General features: G+C 73.1%; 13 protein-coding genes. 4 read left to right on the top strand and 9 right to left on the bottom strand.

Annotation, left to right across the window (positions count from 1 at the left end):
• Positions 1 to 144 precede the first annotated feature (144 nt).
• From ACZ5NW_RS00135 to ACZ5NW_RS00110, 6 genes are all read right to left on the bottom strand, one after another.
• Complete coding sequence (locus tag ACZ5NW_RS00135; protein WP_468741398.1) at positions 145 to 2721, bottom strand: FtsX-like permease family protein; 2577 nt, start codon at positions 2719 to 2721, stop codon at positions 145 to 147.
• Positions 2718 to 3470, bottom strand: coding sequence for an ArsR/SmtB family transcription factor (locus ACZ5NW_RS00130; RefSeq protein WP_468741397.1), 753 nt, complete (start codon positions 3468 to 3470; stop codon positions 2718 to 2720). Before ACZ5NW_RS00130 ends, ACZ5NW_RS00135 begins: the two co-directional genes overlap by 4 nt.
• Positions 3471 to 3766: 296 nt before the next feature.
• Positions 3767 to 4702, bottom strand: a complete 936-nt coding sequence (gene recX, locus ACZ5NW_RS00125) for a recombination regulator RecX (protein WP_468741396.1) — start codon at positions 4700 to 4702, stop codon at positions 3767 to 3769.
• Between the two features lie 3 nt (positions 4703 to 4705).
• A complete protein-coding gene (gene recA, locus ACZ5NW_RS00120; protein ID WP_468741395.1) occupies positions 4706 to 5830 on the bottom strand; it encodes a recombinase RecA in 1125 nt (374 codons plus the stop codon).
• A gap of 317 nt (positions 5831 to 6147) precedes the next feature.
• Complete coding sequence (locus ACZ5NW_RS00115; protein ID WP_468741394.1) at positions 6148 to 7404, bottom strand: AI-2E family transporter; 1257 nt, start codon at positions 7402 to 7404, stop codon at positions 6148 to 6150.
• 59 nt (positions 7405 to 7463) lie between these two features.
• Positions 7464 to 7658, bottom strand: a complete 195-nt coding sequence (locus ACZ5NW_RS00110) for a DUF3046 domain-containing protein (RefSeq protein ID WP_468741393.1) — start codon at positions 7656 to 7658, stop codon at positions 7464 to 7466.
• An 80-nt stretch (positions 7659 to 7738) separates the two neighbouring features.
• Here ACZ5NW_RS00110 and ACZ5NW_RS00105 point away from each other — a divergent pair, with 80 nt between their 5' ends.
• Positions 7739 to 8683, top strand: a complete 945-nt coding sequence (locus ACZ5NW_RS00105) for a hypothetical protein (RefSeq protein ID WP_468741392.1) — start codon at positions 7739 to 7741, stop codon at positions 8681 to 8683.
• Positions 8684 to 8807: 124 nt separating this feature from the next.
• Here ACZ5NW_RS00105 and ACZ5NW_RS00100 read toward each other — a convergent pair whose 3' ends face one another.
• The 3 genes from ACZ5NW_RS00100 to ACZ5NW_RS00090 are packed head-to-tail and all read right to left on the bottom strand — an operon-like array spanning position 8808 to position 10803.
• Entirely contained in the window at positions 8808 to 9116 is a 309-nt protein-coding gene (locus ACZ5NW_RS00100; RefSeq protein WP_468741391.1) for an AzlD domain-containing protein, read from the bottom strand.
• Positions 9113 to 9940, bottom strand: coding sequence for an AzlC family ABC transporter permease (locus ACZ5NW_RS00095; protein WP_468741390.1), 828 nt, complete (start codon positions 9938 to 9940; stop codon positions 9113 to 9115). The genes ACZ5NW_RS00100 and ACZ5NW_RS00095 overlap by 4 nt, the downstream gene beginning before the upstream one ends.
• Entirely contained in the window at positions 9910 to 10803 is an 894-nt protein-coding gene (locus ACZ5NW_RS00090) for an AraC family transcriptional regulator (protein WP_468741389.1), read from the bottom strand. The genes ACZ5NW_RS00095 and ACZ5NW_RS00090 overlap by 31 nt, the downstream gene beginning before the upstream one ends.
• 162 nt (positions 10804 to 10965) lie before the next feature.
• Here ACZ5NW_RS00090 and ACZ5NW_RS00085 point away from each other — a divergent pair, with 162 nt between their 5' ends.
• From ACZ5NW_RS00085 to ACZ5NW_RS00075, 3 genes are all read left to right on the top strand, one after another.
• Entirely contained in the window at positions 10966 to 15894 is a 4929-nt protein-coding gene (locus ACZ5NW_RS00085; RefSeq protein WP_468741388.1) for an ATP-dependent helicase, read from the top strand.
• A 93-nt stretch (positions 15895 to 15987) separates the two neighbouring features.
• Positions 15988 to 16890 carry an Fpg/Nei family DNA glycosylase gene (locus ACZ5NW_RS00080; RefSeq protein ID WP_468741387.1) on the top strand — a complete coding sequence of 301 codons (903 nt, stop codon included), beginning with the start codon at positions 15988 to 15990 and terminating at the stop codon, positions 16888 to 16890.
• Between the two features lie 63 nt (positions 16891 to 16953).
• On the top strand, positions 16954 to 17718 hold the full coding sequence (locus tag ACZ5NW_RS00075) for an SDR family NAD(P)-dependent oxidoreductase (protein WP_468741386.1): 765 nt from the start codon (positions 16954 to 16956) through the stop codon (positions 17716 to 17718).
• Positions 17719 to 17779 lie beyond the last annotated feature (61 nt).

The raw sequence follows: 17779 nt of genomic DNA, 5'->3' as shown, positions 1-17779 counted from the left end.
GGACACGGCGCCGTCGGGCGGGGTTTCGAACCCACGCGACACATCCTTCGGGGAACGCAAGTGATGCTGCGTTCCCCGAAGGATGTGAAGGACGTGGGGTGGGCCACGGTTGGCCGGAGCCGGGTCAGCAGTCGATCGGCGGGGCTAGTCCTTCGCCGTCGCCACCGTCACCGGCCGCACCCGCAGGGCCATGCGTCCCGGGAGGGCCGTCCCGACGAGGGCCAGGAGTCCGGCCGCGGCGACCACGGTGACATACATGAGCGACGTGACCGCCGGGGCCGCGCGGCCGGTCATGCCGAGGCTGAACGCCGTCAGCACCGCGAGCGCGATACCGCTGCCGAGGCCGGTGGCGAGGAGGAGGACCGACAGCGCCTCGGAGCGCAACATGCGCAGCACCTGACGGCGCGTCGCCCCGGCGAGCCGCAGCAGCGCCAACTCGCGGACACGTTCCGTGATCGACATGGCGAGCGTGTTGACCACGGCGATGGCGGTGAAGGCGAGCACGAGAACCATGGTGAGCTGGTTGACCTCGGCATTCGCCTGCTCACGGCGGGCCTGAAGGTCGTCGGCGGCAGCGGGCGAAAGAATTTCCAGACCCGGGAACTCACGCAGCGTAGTCGAGAGTTGTGTCTGTGTACGGTCCGTACTCACCAGGACGGAGGTGGAAAGAGGGTTGTCGGCGTGGCGTGCGACGAGGTCGTGCGCGAAGGTGAGATCCCCGAAGCCGAGCCCACGGGCGTAGACGGCGGCGACGGTCAGTGTGGCGGGCGTGCCGTCGCCCAGTGTCAGCCCGAGCTTGCTGCCGGGGGCCAAGTGGAGTTGGTCGGCGGCCAGTTCACTGACGGCGACGGTGTGCTCGTTCAGCCGGTCGAGGGAGCCCGCGGTGACGTCGGGGTCCCAGGTACGGGCGAGGCCGGCCGAAGTGACGCCCTGGGCCGCGTACTTGTCGAGCCCGACCCGGACGGTCGTGCGGACCACCTCGGTGACGGCGTCGTCTCCGGTACGCAGCCGCCGCGCGGCCTCGGCCGGGACACCGGGGCCCCGCGACGCGACGACCCAGTCGGCGCGGACACCCTCGCGGGCCTGGGCGCGGGCCGCGTCACCAAGAGTGGGCTGGACGAACAGCACGGTGCAGGTCATACCGATGAGCAGAGTGAGAGGAGTGACGACGGAGGCCATCCGCAGGGCGTTCCCCCGCAGGTTGGCGACGGCGAGCCGGCCGCCGTGACCGGTCAGCCGCAGCGGGCCGGCCAGGAGCAGCGCGGCCGCCCTGACCAGCAGCGGACCCAGCAGTGCGACGGAGGTGGACAGGACGACGACAGCGAGGAAGGTCACGGGAGTCGCGGCGGGCTCGGTCCGCAGACCGCCCAGCACCACGACGAGTACGGCGCCGCCGACGAGCAACAGCAGACCGGTGAGGGCGCGTCCGACCGGGAGGCGCGCGGGTTCCGCCTTGGCCTCGGTGAGCGCCTCGGTCGGGCGGATACGGGCGACCCTCCGGGAAGCGATGCGCGCGGCACCCCAGGCGCCGAACAGCGTCACGGCGAGGGCAGCGAGCGGCGGTACGACACCGGTGGTGTGCTGAAGCGTCGCGGGCACCGCGCCCAGGGCGACGAACCTGCCGTGCAGCCAGGCGCCCAGCGGCAGCCCGGCGAGAGCACCGATCGCGCCGCCGGCCGCGCCGACGAGCAGGGCCTCCCGGCCGAGCAGCGTGCGGATCTGTCCGGACGTGGCGGCCACGGCCCGCAGCAGGGCGAGTTCACGATGCCGCTGGCGGACGGAGAGAGCGAAGGTACCTACGACGACGAGCACGGCGACCAGGAGTGAGGTGCCGGCCATGGCACCGCCCATGCTGACCAGGCGTGTGCGGGCGGCGGCGGCATCGAGGAACTCCACGGGGCCTCGGGAGTCGCCGGTGGTGAGGTGGGGGCGGAGGGTGGGGAGGGGGGAGGGGGAGGGGCCCCCGGCATAGGCGTCGTCCAAGGCTCCCGCCACCGCCCGGCGCAGTTCCGCCGCCGTAGTCCCCGGCTCGCCCAGCACGCCGAAGGCGGTCACCTGTCCGGGGTGTGCGGCGAGTCGGCGTGCCTCGGCGGTGGCGAAGAAGAGGGCGGTCTGGTGGTGTACGGCTGTGGCGGGGGCGGCGATGCCGCTGACGCGGTAGGTGCGCGGGGCCTGGGTGGACTGGACGGTGAGCCGGTCTCCGGGCTTGAGGTGGGCGCGCTCGGCGAGGTCGTCGTCGATGACGAGATCGGTGGCGGCCCGGGGCGCGGTGCCGACGGTGAGACGGTAGGGGGTCAGTGCGGCGGAGTCCCAGGAGTGGCCGTAGGCGGGTCTGCTCGCGCTGCTCGCTGTGCCGTCCGGTGTCAATGGTTCGGCGAGGAAGGTGAGTTCGGGGATGACGCGGGCGACGCCGGGGGTTTCGGCGAGTGTGCGGCCGAGTCCTTCCGGAAGCCAGGCGCGTTCGGCGATCGGCTTGGCCTTGTGTTTGACCTTGGTCTTGCCCTTCTTGTGTTTGACGGTGGTCCGGTGGACGTTCTGGTCGGCGGAGACGACGAGGGGCGTCGCGGCGTAGCGTTCCGTGCGGATCGTGCCGCGCAGGCCGGTTTCGAGGAGGGTGCCGCACGCGGTGATGAGGGCGGCCGCGCACGTCAGGGCGAGGAAGGCGCCGAGGAAGCTCGCCTTGCGGGCGCGGACGGACTTCAGGGCGTAGCGCAGCATCATGAGGGCTTGTTCTCTTTTCTGTTGTGTGCGGGAGGGGTGGTTTCGCGTCGGCCGCCTGTGGGGGCCGGGGGGACTTCGGCCGCGTTGTGGTCGGCTTCGGGGGCGGGGAACGCGAGGAAGCGGGTGAGGAGGGTGCGTGCGCCGGGCGGGGTTTCGGGCTCGGGGCGCTTGTAGCGGTTGAGGAGGGCGATGTACTCCTCGAAGAAGTCCCGGAGTTCGGGGAGTGTGAGCCGGATGGTGCCGCGCGAGTAGGGGAAGGCGTCCCTCCACGGGTCGCTGTCGTCCGCCTGGCCGGCCTCTCGCTGGAGTCGTTCGAAGAGGTCCAGGTCGGCGGCGTAGGCATGGTGGTTGAGCTCGTCCATGACGTGCCGCATCTCGGGGCTCTGCCGGCTGCGGGGCGGGAAGCGGAGGTCTCCGGGGACGGCTTGCCACCAGCGTTCGCGGTAGCTGGCGGGTGCGGTGGGCGTCCGGTGCGGGGGCCGTGGGTCGGGCGGGCGGGCGGTGGTGCGGACGAAGCCGTACCGCTCCAGTTCGCGCAGGTGGTAGCTGGTGGCGCCGGTGTTGAGGTCGAGCGCTCGGGCGAGCATGGCCGAGGTGGCCGGGCCGTTCAGGGTGAGGTGCTGGAGGATGCGCTGGCGGCGGGGCTGTGCGAGCGCTTTGAGCGCGGCGAGGTCGTCGAGTTCGACGGGGGCGGGGGCGGCGGTGGGCCGGGTTGTCGGGGGCTGGTCCGCCGCGGGTTCCTCTGGCATGGCTCAACAGTCGCTTGTGCACAGGTGTCTGTGCAGTGCGGAGCCCCGGCGTCTTCGGTGGGGGGTTAACCCCACCCTTGGTGTGTGCGAGGCACCGGTCCGGCTCCTGGACGCGATCGGCGCCCCCGCGCGTCTACCGTGCCCGGAGCCGGTGAACCGGTGGATCTGTGAAGGAGGCGGGGCCGTTCGGACGTTGGTGCCCGGGGCCGATGGCCGGGTCGTGAGAGTCCGTGTCGTGCGGGCCCCGTCTCATGGGGGGCTGGTGTCCCGGAGCCCGTGTGCCGTGTGACGCCTCCTCAGAACTCCTCGTCGAGGAATTCCGTGTCCTCGCCTTCTTCCTCCAGTGCTTGGCGGACCACCCGGAGGGCCATGCCCTCGGGGTAGCCCTTGCGTGCGAGCATGCCGGCGAGGCGGCGGATGCGTTTGTCGCGGTCGAGGCCGCGGGTGGAGCGCAGTTTGCGGGCGACCAGTTCGCGCGCGGTCGTTTCCTCCTGCTCGGAGTCGAGCTGGGAGACGGCCTCGTCGATGAGTGCCGAGTCGACGCCCTTGGTGCGCAGTTCTCGGGCGAGCGCGCGGCGGGCCAGTCCTCGGCCGTGGTGCCGGGATTCCACCCAGGCGTCGGCGAAGGCGCTGTCGTTGATCAGCCCGACTTCCTCGAAGCGGGAGAGGACTTCCTCGGCGATGTCATCGGGGATCTCCCGCTTGCGCAGGGCGTCGGCGAGTTGCTTGCGGGTGCGTGGGGTCCCGGTGAGCAGGCGCAGGCAGATCGCCCGTGCCCGCTCAGCCGGGTCCCCTGAAGACTCCCCCCGCTCGGCCCTCGACGAGGAGGAGGCGCCTTCGTCCTCACGGGGCGGCTGCGCGGAGCGCCGCCCTCGGCGGGTGCCGCCGGTGGGCGGCTCGCCGTCACGCGTACCGCTGTGGGCGCCGCCTGCGCGGCGTGCCCTGGCGTTACTGCGGCGCCGGTTCTCGTACGGCTCGTCGCCGTACCGGGCGTCGCCGTCCGGTTCGTGGCCGCCGTACGGATCCCCCGTGCCGCCCGGCTCCCCCGCGGTGCCGGTCGGTGCGCCCCTGCCGTACGGCTCGCCCGCGCCGTACGGCAGTTCGGTGCGGGCGTGCGGGTCGTCGCCGTGGGTGTCGTCGTCCGTCCGGGCCGGGCCCGGTCCGCCCTTGCCCTGTCGCTCGCTGAGAGCGTCGAGGTGGGCGTACTCGGCCCAGTCGGTTCGCCGTGTCACGGGTCAGCTCTTGGCTGCCGCGGCCTTGGTCTTGGCGGCCTTGGCTGCGGGGGCGGGTGCGGTCTTGTCGGCCTCGTCCGCGGCCGTGGAGACGGCGGCGTCCGTGCCGGGTTCGGCGGCGGGCTCCTCGGGACGCACGCCGACGCCCAGCTTCTCCTTGATCTTCTTCTCGATCTCGTTGGCGAGGTCGGGGTTGTCCTTGAGGAAGTTGCGGGCGTTCTCCTTGCCCTGGCCGAGCTGGTCGCCCTCGTACGTGTACCAGGCGCCGGCCTTGCGGACGAAGCCGTGCTCGACGCCCATGTCGATCAGGCCGCCCTCGCGGCTGATGCCCTGGCCGTAGAGGATGTCGAACTCGGCCTGCTTGAAGGGCGGCGCGACCTTGTTCTTGACGACCTTGCAGCGGGTGCGGTTGCCGACCGCCTCCGTGCCGTCCTTGAGGGTCTCGATGCGGCGGATGTCGATGCGCACCGAGGCGTAGAACTTCAGGGCGCGGCCACCGGTCGTGGTCTCCGGGGAGCCGAACATGACACCGATCTTCTCGCGGAGCTGGTTGATGAAGATCGCGGTGGTCTTGGACTGGTTGAGCGCGCTGGTGATCTTCCGCAGGGCCTGGCTCATGAGGCGGGCCTGCAGGCCGACGTGGCTGTCGCCCATCTCGCCCTCGATCTCCGCGCGCGGGACGAGTGCGGCGACGGAGTCGATGACGATGAGGTCGAGGGCGCCGGAGCGGACCAGCATGTCCACGATCTCCAGGGCCTGCTCGCCGTTGTCGGGCTGGGAGAGGATCAGGTTGTCGATGTCGACGCCGAGCTTGCGCGCGTACTCGGGGTCGAGGGCGTGTTCCGCGTCCACGAAGGCGACCTGGCCGCCCGCCTTCTGCGCGTTCGCCACCGCGTGCAGGGTCAGGGTCGTCTTGCCGGACGACTCCGGACCGTAGATCTCGACGACTCGGCCGCGCGGCAGGCCGCCGACGCCGAGGGCGACGTCGAGGGCGGTCGACCCGGTCGGGATGACCTCGATGGGCTCCCTCGACCGCTCGCCCATGCGCATGACCGCGCCCTTGCCGAATTGCCGTTCAATCTGTGCGAGTGCGGCGTCCAGGGCCTTCTCGCGGTCGGTTCCTGCCATGGGTTCCACCCGGTTTGCTTGAGTCGATCGCTTCACGTCAAAGACGCTAACGCCTGCCACTGACAATGCGCCCCGACGCTGGTCCGGCCTGTGGATAACTCGGGCACTTAGTCGCCCAAAATGGGGCGAATTCCCCACCGAGAGCGCCGCCGGAGCCTCCATAAGAATGGATGTTCGATTTTCGTGTCAAGCGCACCCCGCGGCACTGCGGGACGTGTCGCGGGGGCAGCACCTGGCGGGCGCGGGCCGTGCCCAGCGCCGGGCGGCACGGGTCGCGGGGCGGCCCGTTGGCTCATCGGAACCGGGCACGGGGCCCGTCAGTCGGAGCTCTCCTGCGCCGCCGACGTCCGCGATCTCCCCCTGCCCCACAGGCGCCGGGCGCGGGCGAGGGGGCTCGTCCGTGCGCCGCGTTCGCGGTGGCCGTGGACGCGGGGGTCGTCGGTGACGTCGTAGCGCTTCACGTACGCCCCGAGGAACGCCTGCAGGGTGGCGACCGCCGGGATGGCGACCAGCGCACCGACGGCGCCGAGGAGGGCGGTTCCGGCGATGACGGAGCCGAAGGCGACGGCGGGGTGGATGTCGACGGTCTTCGCGGTCAGCTTGGGCTGCAGCATGTAGTTCTCGAACTGCTGGTACACCACGACGAAGATCAGCACCCACAGCGCGTACCAGGGATTGACCGTGAAGGCGATCAGCATGGGCAGGGCGCCGGCGAGATAGGTGCCGATGGTCGGGATGAACTGCGAGACCACACCCACCCACACGCCGAGCACGGGCGCGTAGGGGATGCCCAGCGCCTGCAGGAGTACGTAGTGGGCGATACCGGAGATCAGCGCCATCAGCCCGCGCGAGTAGAGATATCCGCCGGTCTTGTCGACGGCGATCTCCCACGCGCGCAGCACCTCGGCCTGCCGTGCGGGCGGCAGCACCGAGCAGATGGTGCGCCGCAGCCGCGGTCCGTCGGCGGCGAAGTAGAACGAGAACAGGGCGACCGTCAGCATCTGGAAGAGCCCGCCGAGGACCTGCCCGGAGACGTCCAGGACGCCGGCGGCGCTGTTCTGCGCGTACCGCTTCAGCCAGTCGGAGCGCAGCAGGCCCTCCTGGATGTCGACGCGTCTGAGCTCGGTGTGGAACGTGGTGTTGATCCAGTTGATGACGGAGTCCAGATAGTCCGGGAATCCCTCGACCAGCTTGATGATCTGGCCCGCCAGCATCGAGCCGAGCAGCGCGAAGAAGCCGGCCACGACGATCAGCAGGCCGAAGAAGACCAGGAAGGTGGCGAGTCCCCTGCGCACGCCGCGCGAGGCCATGTAGCTCACCGCGGGCTCCATGGCGAGGGCCAGGAAGAACGCGATGAGGATGTTGATCAGCAGGCCGGTCAGCTGGTGGAAGGCCCATATGCCCAGCTGGAACCCGCCGATGAGGGTGAGCGCGAGCACCATGGCGCGCGGCAGCCAGCGCGGCATGCGCGCACCCGGCGCGGCGGCGCCGTCGGCCGGAGGCCGGGTGGGCGGCGTCGGGCCGAGCGGGGATCCGTGCTGGGCTTCGTGCCCGGTGTCGTCAGTGGGTGCCACGGACCAAGTCTCACTCACGCCACCGACAATGGGACGCCCCCCGCGATCTTCGTTACGGATCAGCGCCTCTCGTGCGGCACGTTCATCACCGTGCACACCACACGCCACACGTCCTTCGCGTCCCAGCCGGCCGCCAGCGCCTCGTGCACCGTGCGCCCGCCGAGCTCCGACATGACGTGATCGCGCGCGAAGGTCTCGGCGTATCCCGTGCCGAAGTGTTCGTCCATCCGCTGCCAGAAGACCGTCAACCGCATGACATCCAGTATCCCGCGCCCGGGGGTGGCCCCGGCCAGGGCCGCCTGTCGCGGGCGCCTCTCCCCCTACGGTCTGACGCATGGCCGAAACAGGAGCATCCCCACTCCCCCCGACGCCCTCGGCGCGCTCCCCGCTCTTCCGCGCCGAACACTTCGTCTGGCTCACCGCGCGCGTGCTGGAGCAGCGCCTCTTCGCGCACCTCTTCCTCAACGGCGCGGCCGACCCCGTCGAGACCGCGCTCGACGCCTACCGCAACGAGGACGGCGGCTACGGCCACGCGCTCGAACCCGATCTGCGCGGTCCCGTGAGCCAGCCCCTGCACACCGCGCACGCGCTGCGTGTCCTGGACTCCGTCGGGCGCTGCGGCGGACAGCGGGTGGAGCGGGTGTGCCGCTATCTGACGTCCGTGTCCACGGCGGAGGGCGCGCTGCCGGCGATCCATCCGAGCCAGCGGGGCTATCCGGCGGCGCCGTTCATCCCGATCGTGGACGATCCGCCCGGTGAGCTCCTCGCCACCGGGCCGGTGGTCGGCGTTCTGCACCGCAACGAGGTGTGGCATGCCTGGCTGTTCCGGGCCACGGACTTCTGCTGGCAGGCGGTGGAGTCCCTGGAGAAGTCCCATCCGTACGAGGTGGAGGCGGCCGTGGCGTTCCTGGACTCCGCCCCCGACCGGGCACGCGCGGAGGCCGCAGCCGACCGGCTGGGCCGCCTGGTGCGGGACGACCGGCTCGCCGCGCTGGACCCGGGCCGGCTGGAGGAGTATCCGGTCGCGCCCGGGTACGCCCCGGGGGAGCACCACTTCCCGCACGATTTCGCGCGGACCCCGCACTCCCTGGCGCGCGCGTGGTTCACCGACGACGAGATGGCCCGTTCCCTGGACTTCCTCGCCGCCGAGCAGCGGGAGGACGGCGGCTGGCCGGTCCGCTGGCGCAGCTGGGCGCCGGGCACCGCGCTGGAGGCGCGCCCCATGGTGACGATCACGGCCCTGCGTACGTTGAGGGCGTACGGCCGTCCCATCGGCTGAGCCTCCACGCGCGCGTGAACCGGCCTTCGTGACCGGACGCGGCCACGCGCGCGTGCGAGGTCGGCCGCGGGGTGGCCCGCCCGCGCCGTCACTCACCCACCGCTCCCCGCCCCGGCCGGCGCCCTCACCCGCCCACGGCCCGCACCCCCGCCGTCACCACGACGGCCGCGGCGACGACCAGCAGGAAGGGGGCCCGCAGCAGGAGCGCCACGGCGGCCGCGGCGAGCCCGGCGGTGCGGGCGTCCAGCACGAGGGCGTGCCCGTCGGCGAAGGTCTGCTGGGCGGTGAGGGCGGCCAGGAGGGCGACGGGCAGCAGGGCCGCCAGGCGCCGTACGAGGGGCCGTTCCAGGACGCCCGCGGGGACGAGCAGCCCGGCGAGTTTCACGGCGTAGCAGCCGAGGGCGGTCGCGCCGATAGCGATCCAGGTGTTCATCGCCCGCCTCCTCGCGCGTCGTCACGGGCGGCCCCGCGCCGTCCTGCGCCTCCGCGCGCCTCGTCACCGGCGGCCCCGCGCCGTCCTACGCCTCCTCGCGCCCCGTCACGAGCGACCCCGCGCCGGCCTTCGGCCCACAGCACGGTTGGCGCGGCGAGTGCGGCGATCAGGACGGGCACCCCGGCCGGCAGCGTGGGCAGCAGACCGAGTCCGAGCAGTACCGCCAGGCCGGCCACGGCGCGTTCGGTGGACGTCTTCAGCATCGGGGCCAGCAGCGCCAGGAAGACGGCGGGTCCGGCGGCGTCGAGCCCCCAGGCGTCGGTGTCCCCGATGGCCTCGGCGCCGAGCGCGCCCAGCAGGGTGGTGAGGTTCCACAGTACGTACAGGCTGAGCCCGGTGACGGCGAAGCCGATCCGCGCGCCCCGCCGGTCGCGCTGCGCGAGCGAGACGGCCGTCGTCTCGTCGATGACCCATTGGGCGGCGAGCGGGCGCACCGCGCGCGGGAGGGCGAGCAGCTGGGACAGACGCAGCCCGTAGAAGGCGTTGCGCACGCCCAGGAAGAAGGCGCCCGCGGCCGCGGTGAGCGGGTTGCCGCCCGCGGCGAGGGCGCCCACGAGGGCGAACTGGGAGGCGCCGGTGAACACCAGGAGGCTGAGGGCGCAGGTCTGCCACACCGTGAGGCCGCTGCCGGCCGAGGTCACCCCGAAGGCGAACCCGGACAGTCCCACGGCGATCCCGACCCCGAGGGCGTCCCGGACGACGGCGCGGTCGGGCCGGGGCGCACTGTCGGCGCTCATGTCTGCGCGTGCTGTCTGTTCTGCCACGCGTCGGACGGTAGGCGCGGCGGGCCGGGCGCGTCTTGTACGTTCTTGCGCTCGCGTTGGTAGGCGCCCGGCGGCACGCCCACGATCCGGGTGAAGTGGCGATTGAGGTGCGGCTGGTCGGTGAAGCCGACGGCGAGGGCGGCCTCGGCGGGTGTCGTGCCGTCGTCCAGCAGCCGGCGTGCCTGGCGCACCCGGGCGTCGGTCAGCCAGGTGTGCGGCGGCATGCCGTAGGCGTCCCGGAAGGCGCGCAGCAGGGCGAAGGGGCTGGTCCCCAGGTCGGAGGCGAGTTTCTCCAGGGTGGGGGGTTCGGCCATGCGGTCTTCGAGCACGGCACGCGCGTGTGCGGCGACGCGTGCTCCGGCGGTCGAGATCCGGCGGGTCGGCAGGGGGCCGCCGTTGAGCCGGAGCAGCCGGGTCACGGCGACTCTGAGCAGGGTGTCGGCGGCGAGCGCGTTGCCCTCGTCGGCCGCCCGCAGCACGTGGTGGACGAGCCCGACGGTGTACGGGTCGTGGAGGACGGGGTGGGCGAAGCCGGGAGTGCCGCGCAGGGTCGTCGTCTCGGCGGCGATCGCGGAGACGACCTCGGGCGAGGGGTACACCGCGCCGTACCGCCATCCCTCGGGCACTCCGGCCCGCCCGGTGTGCGGGGTGTCCGGGTTGACGAGTGCGAGGGCGCCGGCTCCCACGTACTGGTCGGCGCCTCGGCAGCGGAAGACCTCGGCGCCCTCGGCGACGGCGGCGATCACGAACTGCTCGTGCGTGTGGCTCACGAACGTCTTGTGGACGTACCGGGCCCGCAGCAGGTCGACCTCCGGCAGCTCCGGATACCGCCAGTGCCGTGCCCGCTCGCTCGAACCCGCCATACCCCCCATTGTCCGCCGCGCCGATCGGCCGTCCCGGAGGCAGCCCTCCGGTCGGGGCGGCCGAACAGGGCCACGGCCCCCGAGGGCGTCTCCCTTCGGGCCTCTCCGGCCGCATCTCCGCAGGTCGGGGGCGTTGTCAGTGGCGGGGTGCAGGATGGACGCATGGTCGGATCCGCACATCGAGCCCTCGACGGCTTCTCCCCCGCGACCCGCGGCTGGTTCACGGGGGCGTTCTCCGCGCCCACCGCGGCCCAGGCGGGCGCGTGGCAGGCCATCCGTGAGGGTTCGGACGTGCTGGTGGTGGCCCCGACGGGTTCGGGAAAGACGCTGGCCGCCTTCCTCGCCGCGCTGGACCAGCTCGCCTCGGACCCTCCGCCCGCGGACCCGAGGAAGCGCTGCCGCGTCCTGTACGTGTCCCCGTTGAAGGCGCTGGCCGTGGATGTGGAGCGCAACCTCCGCAGTCCTTTGACGGGCATCCGCCAGGAGTCCGTGCGGCTGGGCCTGCCCGAGCCCGAGGTGAAGGTGGGCATCCGTTCCGGCGACACCCCGGCGGCGGAGCGCCGTGCGCTGTCCACGCGCCCGCCGGACATCCTGATCACCACCCCGGAGTCCTTGTTCCTGATGCTGACGTCGGCCACGCGTGACGCGCTGACCGGCGTGGAGACGGTGATCCTGGACGAGGTGCACGCGGTCGCGGGCACCAAGCGCGGCGCGCACCTCGCGCTGTCGCTGGAGCGGCTGGACGAGCTGCTGCCGAAGCCGGCCCGCAGGATCGGCCTGTCGGCGACGGTCCGTCCGGTCGACGAGGTGGCCCGCTATCTGTCTCCACGCCGCAAGGTGGAGATCGTCCAGCCGGAGTCCGGCAAGGAGTTCGATCTCTCGGTGGTCGTCCCGGTCGAGGATCTGGGAGAGCTGGGCGGCTCGCCGGTGGCCGACGGTTCGGAGGGTGCCGAGCGCCCCTCGATCTGGCCGCATGTCGAGGAGCGCATCACCGATCTGGTGCAGGCCCACCGCTCCACCATCGTCTTCGCCAACTCCCGCCGTCTGGCCGAGCGGCTGTGCAACCGCCTCAATGAGATCGCCTACGAGCGGGCGACCGGCGAGACCCTGGAGGAGCATCACGCGCCCGCCGAGCTGATGGGTGGCTCCGGGGCGGCTCAGGGCGCGCCGCCCGTCATCGCGCGCGCCCACCACGGCTCGGTCTCCAAGGAGCAGCGCGCCCTGGTCGAGGAGGACCTGAAGGCGGGCCGGCTGCCCGCCGTGGTCGCCACGTCCAGTCTGGAGCTGGGCATCGACATGGGTGCCGTGGACCTGGTCGTGCAGGTGGAGTCACCGCCGTCCGTGGCCTCCGGTCTGCAGCGCGTCGGCCGCGCGGGTCACCAGGTCGGCGCGGTCTCCACGGGTGTGGTGTTCCCCAAGTACCGGGGCGACCTCGTGCAGGCGGCCGTGGTCACCGAGCGGATGCGGCAGGGGGCGATCGAGTCGCTGCGGGTCCCCGCCAACCCGCTGGACGTGCTGGCGCAGCAGCTCGTCGCGATGACGGCCATGGACAGCTGGCAGTTCGACGATCTGCTCGCCGCGGTCCGCCGCGCGGCGCCCTTCGCGTCGCTCCCGGAGTCGGCGTTCACGGCCACGCTGGACATGCTCGCCGGCCGCTACCCGTCGGACGCCTTCGCCGAGCTGCGCCCGCGCGTGGTGTGGGACCGCGTCACCGGCACGGTCACCGGCCGCCCCGGCGCCCAGCGCCTCGCCGTCACCTCGGGCGGCACGATCCCCGACCGGGGCCTGTTCGGGGTCTTCCTCGCGGGGGCCGACCCGAAGAAGGGCGGCGGCCGGGTCGGCGAGCTGGACGAGGAGATGGTCTACGAGTCGCGCGTGGGCGACGTCTTCACGCTCGGCACCAGCTCCTGGCGCATCGAGGACATCACGCGCGACCGTGTCCTGGTCTCCCCCGCCCCCGGCGTTCCGGGCCGGCTGCCGTTCTGGAAGGGCGACCAGCTCGGCCGCCCGATCGAACTGGGGCGCGCGGTGGGCGCGTTCCTGCGCGAGGTCGGCTCCCTGCCCAAGGACGACGCCCGGCTGCGCCTGCTCACCGCGGGCCTGGACGCGTGGGCCGCCGACAATGTGCTGTCCTACCTGGACGAGCAGCGCGCGGCCTGCGGCCACGTCCCGGACGACCGCACGATCGTCGTGGAGCGCTTCCGCGACGAACTGGGCGACTGGCGGGTCGTCGTGCACTCGCCCTTCGGCGCCCAGGTCCACGCCCCCTGGGCTCTCGCCCTCGGCGCCCGCCTCGCCGAGCGGTACGGCATGGACGCGCAGGTCATGCACGCCGACGACGGTCTCGTACTGCGCCTGCCGGACGCCGACCTGATGGGCCTGGACCTGCTCGACCAGGAACCGATGAAGGCCGGCACCGAGTACGACGCCGACCAGGCCCCGGTCGGCGCGGCGGACGTCGTCTTCGACAAGGGCGAGGTCGACCAGATCGTCACCGACCAGGTCGGCGGATCGGCGCTGTTCGCGTCCCGGTTCCGCGAGTGCGCCGCCCGCGCGCTGCTCCTGCCGCGCCGCAACCCCGGCAAGCGCACCCCGCTGTGGCAGCAGCGCCAGCGGGCCGCGCAGCTGCTGCAGGTGGCGAGCGAGTTCGGCTCGTTCCCGATCGTCCTGGAGGCGGTCCGCGAGTGCCTGCAGGACGTCTTCGACGTCCCCGGCCTGGTCGAGCTGATGGGCGACCTGGAGTCCCGCAAGGTGCGCCTGGTCGAGGTCACCACCCCCGAGCCGTCGCCCTTCGCCCGCTCCCTCCTCTTCGGGTACGTCGCCCAGTTCCTGTACGAGGGGGACTCACCGCTCGCCGAGCGCCGCGCCGCCGCCCTGTCGCTGGACTCCCGGCTGCTGGCCGAGCTGCTCGGTCAGGCGGAGCTGCGGGAACTGCTCGACGCCGAGGTGCTGGCCGAGCTGGAGCGCGAGCTGCAGTGGCTCACCGAGGACCGTCGCGTCAAGGACACCGAGGGCGTCGCCGACCTGCTCCGTCTCCTCGGCCCGCTGACCGACGCGGAGCTGGCCGAGCGCGGCGCCGAGGAGCACTGGGCGCGGGAGCTGGCCGCCGCCCGCCGTGTGATCAAGGTGCGGATCGCCGGCGCCGACCACTGGGCGGCGATCGAGGACGCGGGCCGGCTGCGCGACGCCCTGGGCACCGCCCTGCCCGTCGGCGTGCCGGAGGCCTTCACCGAGCCGGTGAAGGACCCGCTCGGCGACCTCCTCGCGCGCCATGCCCGCACGCACGGCCCGTTCACCTCGGCCGCGGCCGCGTCCCGTTTCGGCCTGGGCGTCGCGGTCACCGAGGGCGCCCTCCAGCGTCTCGCTGCCGGTGGCCGGGTCGTCCAGGGCGAGTTCCATCCGGCCGGTATCGGTCAGGAGTGGTGCGACGCGGCCGTCCTGCGCCGGTTGCGCCGCCGTTCCCTGGCCGCGCTGCGGCACGAGCTGGAGCCGGTGCCGCCCGCGGCGCTCGCCCAGTTCCTTCCGCAGTGGCAGCACATCGGCAAGGGCCACGCCCTGCGCGGCATCGACGGACTCGTCCGCGCCGTCGAGCAGCTCCAGGGTGCTTCCGTCCCCGCCTCGGCGCTGGAGAAGCTGGTCCTGCCCTCCCGTGTCACGGACTACACCCCGGCGATGCTCGACGAACTCACGGCCGCCGGAGAGGTCGTCTGGGCCGGCGCGGGCGGGCTGCCGGGCAAGGACGGCTGGGTCTCCCTGTACCTGGCGGACGCGGCCCCGCTCCTCCTGCCTCCGCCGCACCCCTTGGAGCTGACGGCGCTTCACCAGTCCGTCCTGGACGCCCTGTCCGGCGGCTACGGCCTGTTCTTCCGGCAGATCGCCGACCAGGTCCGCGCCACCACCCACCCCGACGCCACGGACCCCCAACTGGCCGACGCCGTCTGGGACCTGGCCTGGTCGGGGCGGCTCACCAACGACACGCTCGCCCCGATGCGCGCCCTGCTGGGCTCCGGGCGTACGGCGGGCTCCACCGCCCATCGCGCCAAGCGGTCGGTTCCGCGCGGCCGTTACGGCTCCCTCACCGCCGCCGCCCGCCCGGCGTCGCGCACCGGTCCGCCGACCGTCGCGGGCCGCTGGTCGCTCCTCCCGGCCCATGAACCCGACCCGACCGTCCGCGCCCACGCCCTGGCCCGCGCCCTCCTCGACCGGCACGGCGTGGTCACCCGGGGCGCGGTCTCCGCCGAGGGCGTCGAGGGCGGCTTCTCGGCGACGTACCGCGTGCTGTCCGTCTTCGAGGAGAGCGGTCAGGCCCGCCGGGGCTATGTCGTCGAGGGCCTCGGCGCCGCCCAGTTCGCCATGGACGGCGCCGTGGACCGCCTGCGCGCGGTCGCCAACGCCCGCGACCGGGGCGACGGCCGCCCGGTCCCCTTCGGCAACGGCGCCGACGGCGGCTTCGGGGTGCCCACGGACCCCGCCGTGCCCGACTTCAGCACGCCCGCCCCGTACAGCGCGCTGGAGGGCTTCGACGACGCGTTCCCGGAGTTCCCGGACTCCGCGCGGCTCCCCGCCCCGGGTGACTACGTCTCCCCGCGCGACCTCGCCTCCTCGCCGGGAGCCGGCGGTCCACGCGGCGGCGGATCCTCGTACGGGTACGCCCCGGCCTTCCCGGATCGCGACCGCGGGCGTTCCTCGCCCGCGTCCCGGACGGTCGTCCTGGCCGCCGCCGACCCGGCGAACGCGTACGGTTCCGCCCTGCCCTGGCCCGAGCCGCCCACCGGCGCCGGACACAAGCCGGGCCGTAAGGCGGGCTCCCTGGTCGTCCTCGTCGACGGCGAGCTGACCCTCTACATGGAGCGCGGCGGCAAGACCCTGCTGGCCTGGGCCGCCCACCCCGACGGCGACACCGCGCCCGCCGACGACCCGCGCCTGCACAGCGCGGCGGAGGCCCTCGCCAGCGCGGCCCGCGCGGGCTCCCTCGGCACGGTCACGGTGGAACGGGTCAACGGCACCCCGGCCCTCACCTCACCCCTCGGCACCCTCCTGGAAGCGGCGGGCTTCATCGCGACCCCCAGGGGCCTACGACTGCGAGCATGACAACCCCACCATCCGAATCAACCCGATTGGTCCGCCCGCCCCGACACCAGCACCCAGCGCTCAGTCCCCAGCCCCCCATGCCACCCTTGACCCATGCCCGAAGGTGACACGGTCTGGCAGACCGCGAGGCGTCTGCACAGCGCCCTCGCGGGCGAGACGCTGACCCGCTCCGACCTCAGGGTCCCGAAGTACGCCACCGTGGACCTCACCGGCCGGAATGTCCTGGACGTCACCGCGCGCGGCAAGCACCTCCTCACCCGCGTCGAGGGCGGCCTGACGCTCCACTCGCACCTGATGATGGACGGCGCCTGGCACGTCTACGCGCACGACCAGCGCTGGAGCGGCGGCCCCGCGCACCAGATCCGCGCGGTCCTCGGCACCCTCGACCGCAGCGCCGTCGGCTACCGCCTGCCCGTCCTGGAGCTCCTGCGCACCGCCGAGGAGGAACAGGCCGTCGGTCACCTGGGCCCCGATCTCCTGGGCCCGGACTGGGATCCGGACCGGGCCCTCGCCAACCTGCTCGCCGACCCCGCCCGCCCGCTCGGCGAGGCTCTCCTCGACCAGCGCAATCTGGCCGGTATCGGGAACATCTACAAGAGCGAGCTGTGCTTCCTCCTCGGCGCCACCCCCTGGCTCCCCATCGGCACCCTCCCCACCGACCGCGCCGCGAAGCTCCCCGCCCTCGCCAAGCGGCTCCTGGAGGCCAACCGCGACCGCCCGGTCCGCAGCACGACCGGCCGGCGCGGCCAGGACCTGTTCGTCTACGGCCGCGCGCCCCGCCCCTGTCTGCTGTGCGGCACCCCGGTCCGTGTCGCCGACCAGGGCGACGCCTCCCGCGAGCGCCCCACGTACTGGTGCCCGACGTGCCAGACCGGCCCGGCGCCCGCCTGGCCACGGACCCCAGCCCGCCACCGTACGACCGGCCCCGCGCCCAAGACCGGCCGCCCAGCCAACACCCCCTACCCACCCAACACCCCGCGTCGGCCCAACACCTGACCCCCACCCCCAATGACGACCGAGTAATTGACGACCCGTCAGAAATCCTCGTACGGTCGGTTCATGGCCGTGAAGGCGTACGACCTCACCGGGCGCACCGCGTTCGTCACCGGCGCCGCGAGCGGTATCGGGCGCGCCTGTGCCCTGTTGCTCGCCGAGGCGGGTGCCGTCGTGCACGGCGCCGACCGCGACGCGCAGGGACTGCACGACACGGCGACCCTGATCAAGGCGCAGGGCGGCACCGCGCACACGCACGCCCTCGACGTCACCGACCGGGCCTCGCTGCGGCGGGCCGTCGAGTCCTGCGGCGAGGTGCACATCCTGGCGGCGGTCGCCGGGATCATGCACAGCAGCCCGGTCCTGGAGACCCGGGACGAGGACCTCGACCGCTTGCTGAACGTCAATTTCAAGGGTGTGCTGTACGCCTGCCAGGAGGCGGCCCGTCTGATGATCGCCCGGGGCACGAGGGGCAGCATCGTCACGATGGCGTCCGGCGCCGTGGACACCGGCGGCCCCGGCCTGCTGTGCTACTCGGCGGCCAAGGCGGCCGTGGTGCAGCTGACCCGCACGCTCGCGACCGAGACCGGCCGCCACGGGATCCGTGTGAACGCCGTCGCCCCGGGCTGGATCCGCACCCCGATGACCGACCGCCACGACGCGGCGGCCCAGGAGCACACCGAGTCCTTCATGGCACGTCTGTCGCCACTCGGCCGGGTCGGCGCCCCTGAGGACGTGGCGCACGCGGTGCTGCACCTGGCCTCGGACGCGTCGGCGTTCACCACGGGCCAGATCCTCCGCCCGAACGGCGGCGTGGCCATGCCCTGGTGAGTCACAGGTCCACGCGGCCGAAGCCATCGGCGCTGTGGCCATGCCCTGGTGCATCACAGGT

The organism is Streptomyces sp. NPDC032126, from assembly GCF_055580085.1.
This window is presented reverse-complemented; position numbering and strand designations above follow the sequence as displayed.

Bases quoted from the DNA above. Each gene is read 5' to 3' on its own strand.
- ACZ5NW_RS00135 (WP_468741398.1), bottom strand. From the start codon at position 2,721: ATGATGCTGCGCTACGCCCTGAAGTCCGTCCGCGCCCGCAAGGCGAGC.
- ACZ5NW_RS00130 (WP_468741397.1), bottom strand. From the start codon at position 3,470: ATGCCAGAGGAACCCGCGGCGGACCAGCCCCCGACAACCCGGCCCACC.
- recA (WP_468741395.1), bottom strand. From the start codon at position 5,830: ATGGCAGGAACCGACCGCGAGAAGGCCCTGGACGCCGCACTCGCACAG.
- ACZ5NW_RS00110 (WP_468741393.1), bottom strand. From the start codon at position 7,658: ATGCGGTTGACGGTCTTCTGGCAGCGGATGGACGAACACTTCGGCACG.
- ACZ5NW_RS00105 (WP_468741392.1), top strand. From the start codon at position 7,739: ATGGCCGAAACAGGAGCATCCCCACTCCCCCCGACGCCCTCGGCGCGC.
- ACZ5NW_RS00100 (WP_468741391.1), bottom strand. From the start codon at position 9,116: ATGAACACCTGGATCGCTATCGGCGCGACCGCCCTCGGCTGCTACGCC.
- ACZ5NW_RS00090 (WP_468741389.1), bottom strand. From the start codon at position 10,803: ATGGCGGGTTCGAGCGAGCGGGCACGGCACTGGCGGTATCCGGAGCTG.
- ACZ5NW_RS00085 (WP_468741388.1), top strand. From the start codon at position 10,966: ATGGTCGGATCCGCACATCGAGCCCTCGACGGCTTCTCCCCCGCGACC.
- ACZ5NW_RS00080 (WP_468741387.1), top strand. From the start codon at position 15,988: ATGCCCGAAGGTGACACGGTCTGGCAGACCGCGAGGCGTCTGCACAGC.
- ACZ5NW_RS00075 (WP_468741386.1), top strand. From the start codon at position 16,954: ATGGCCGTGAAGGCGTACGACCTCACCGGGCGCACCGCGTTCGTCACC.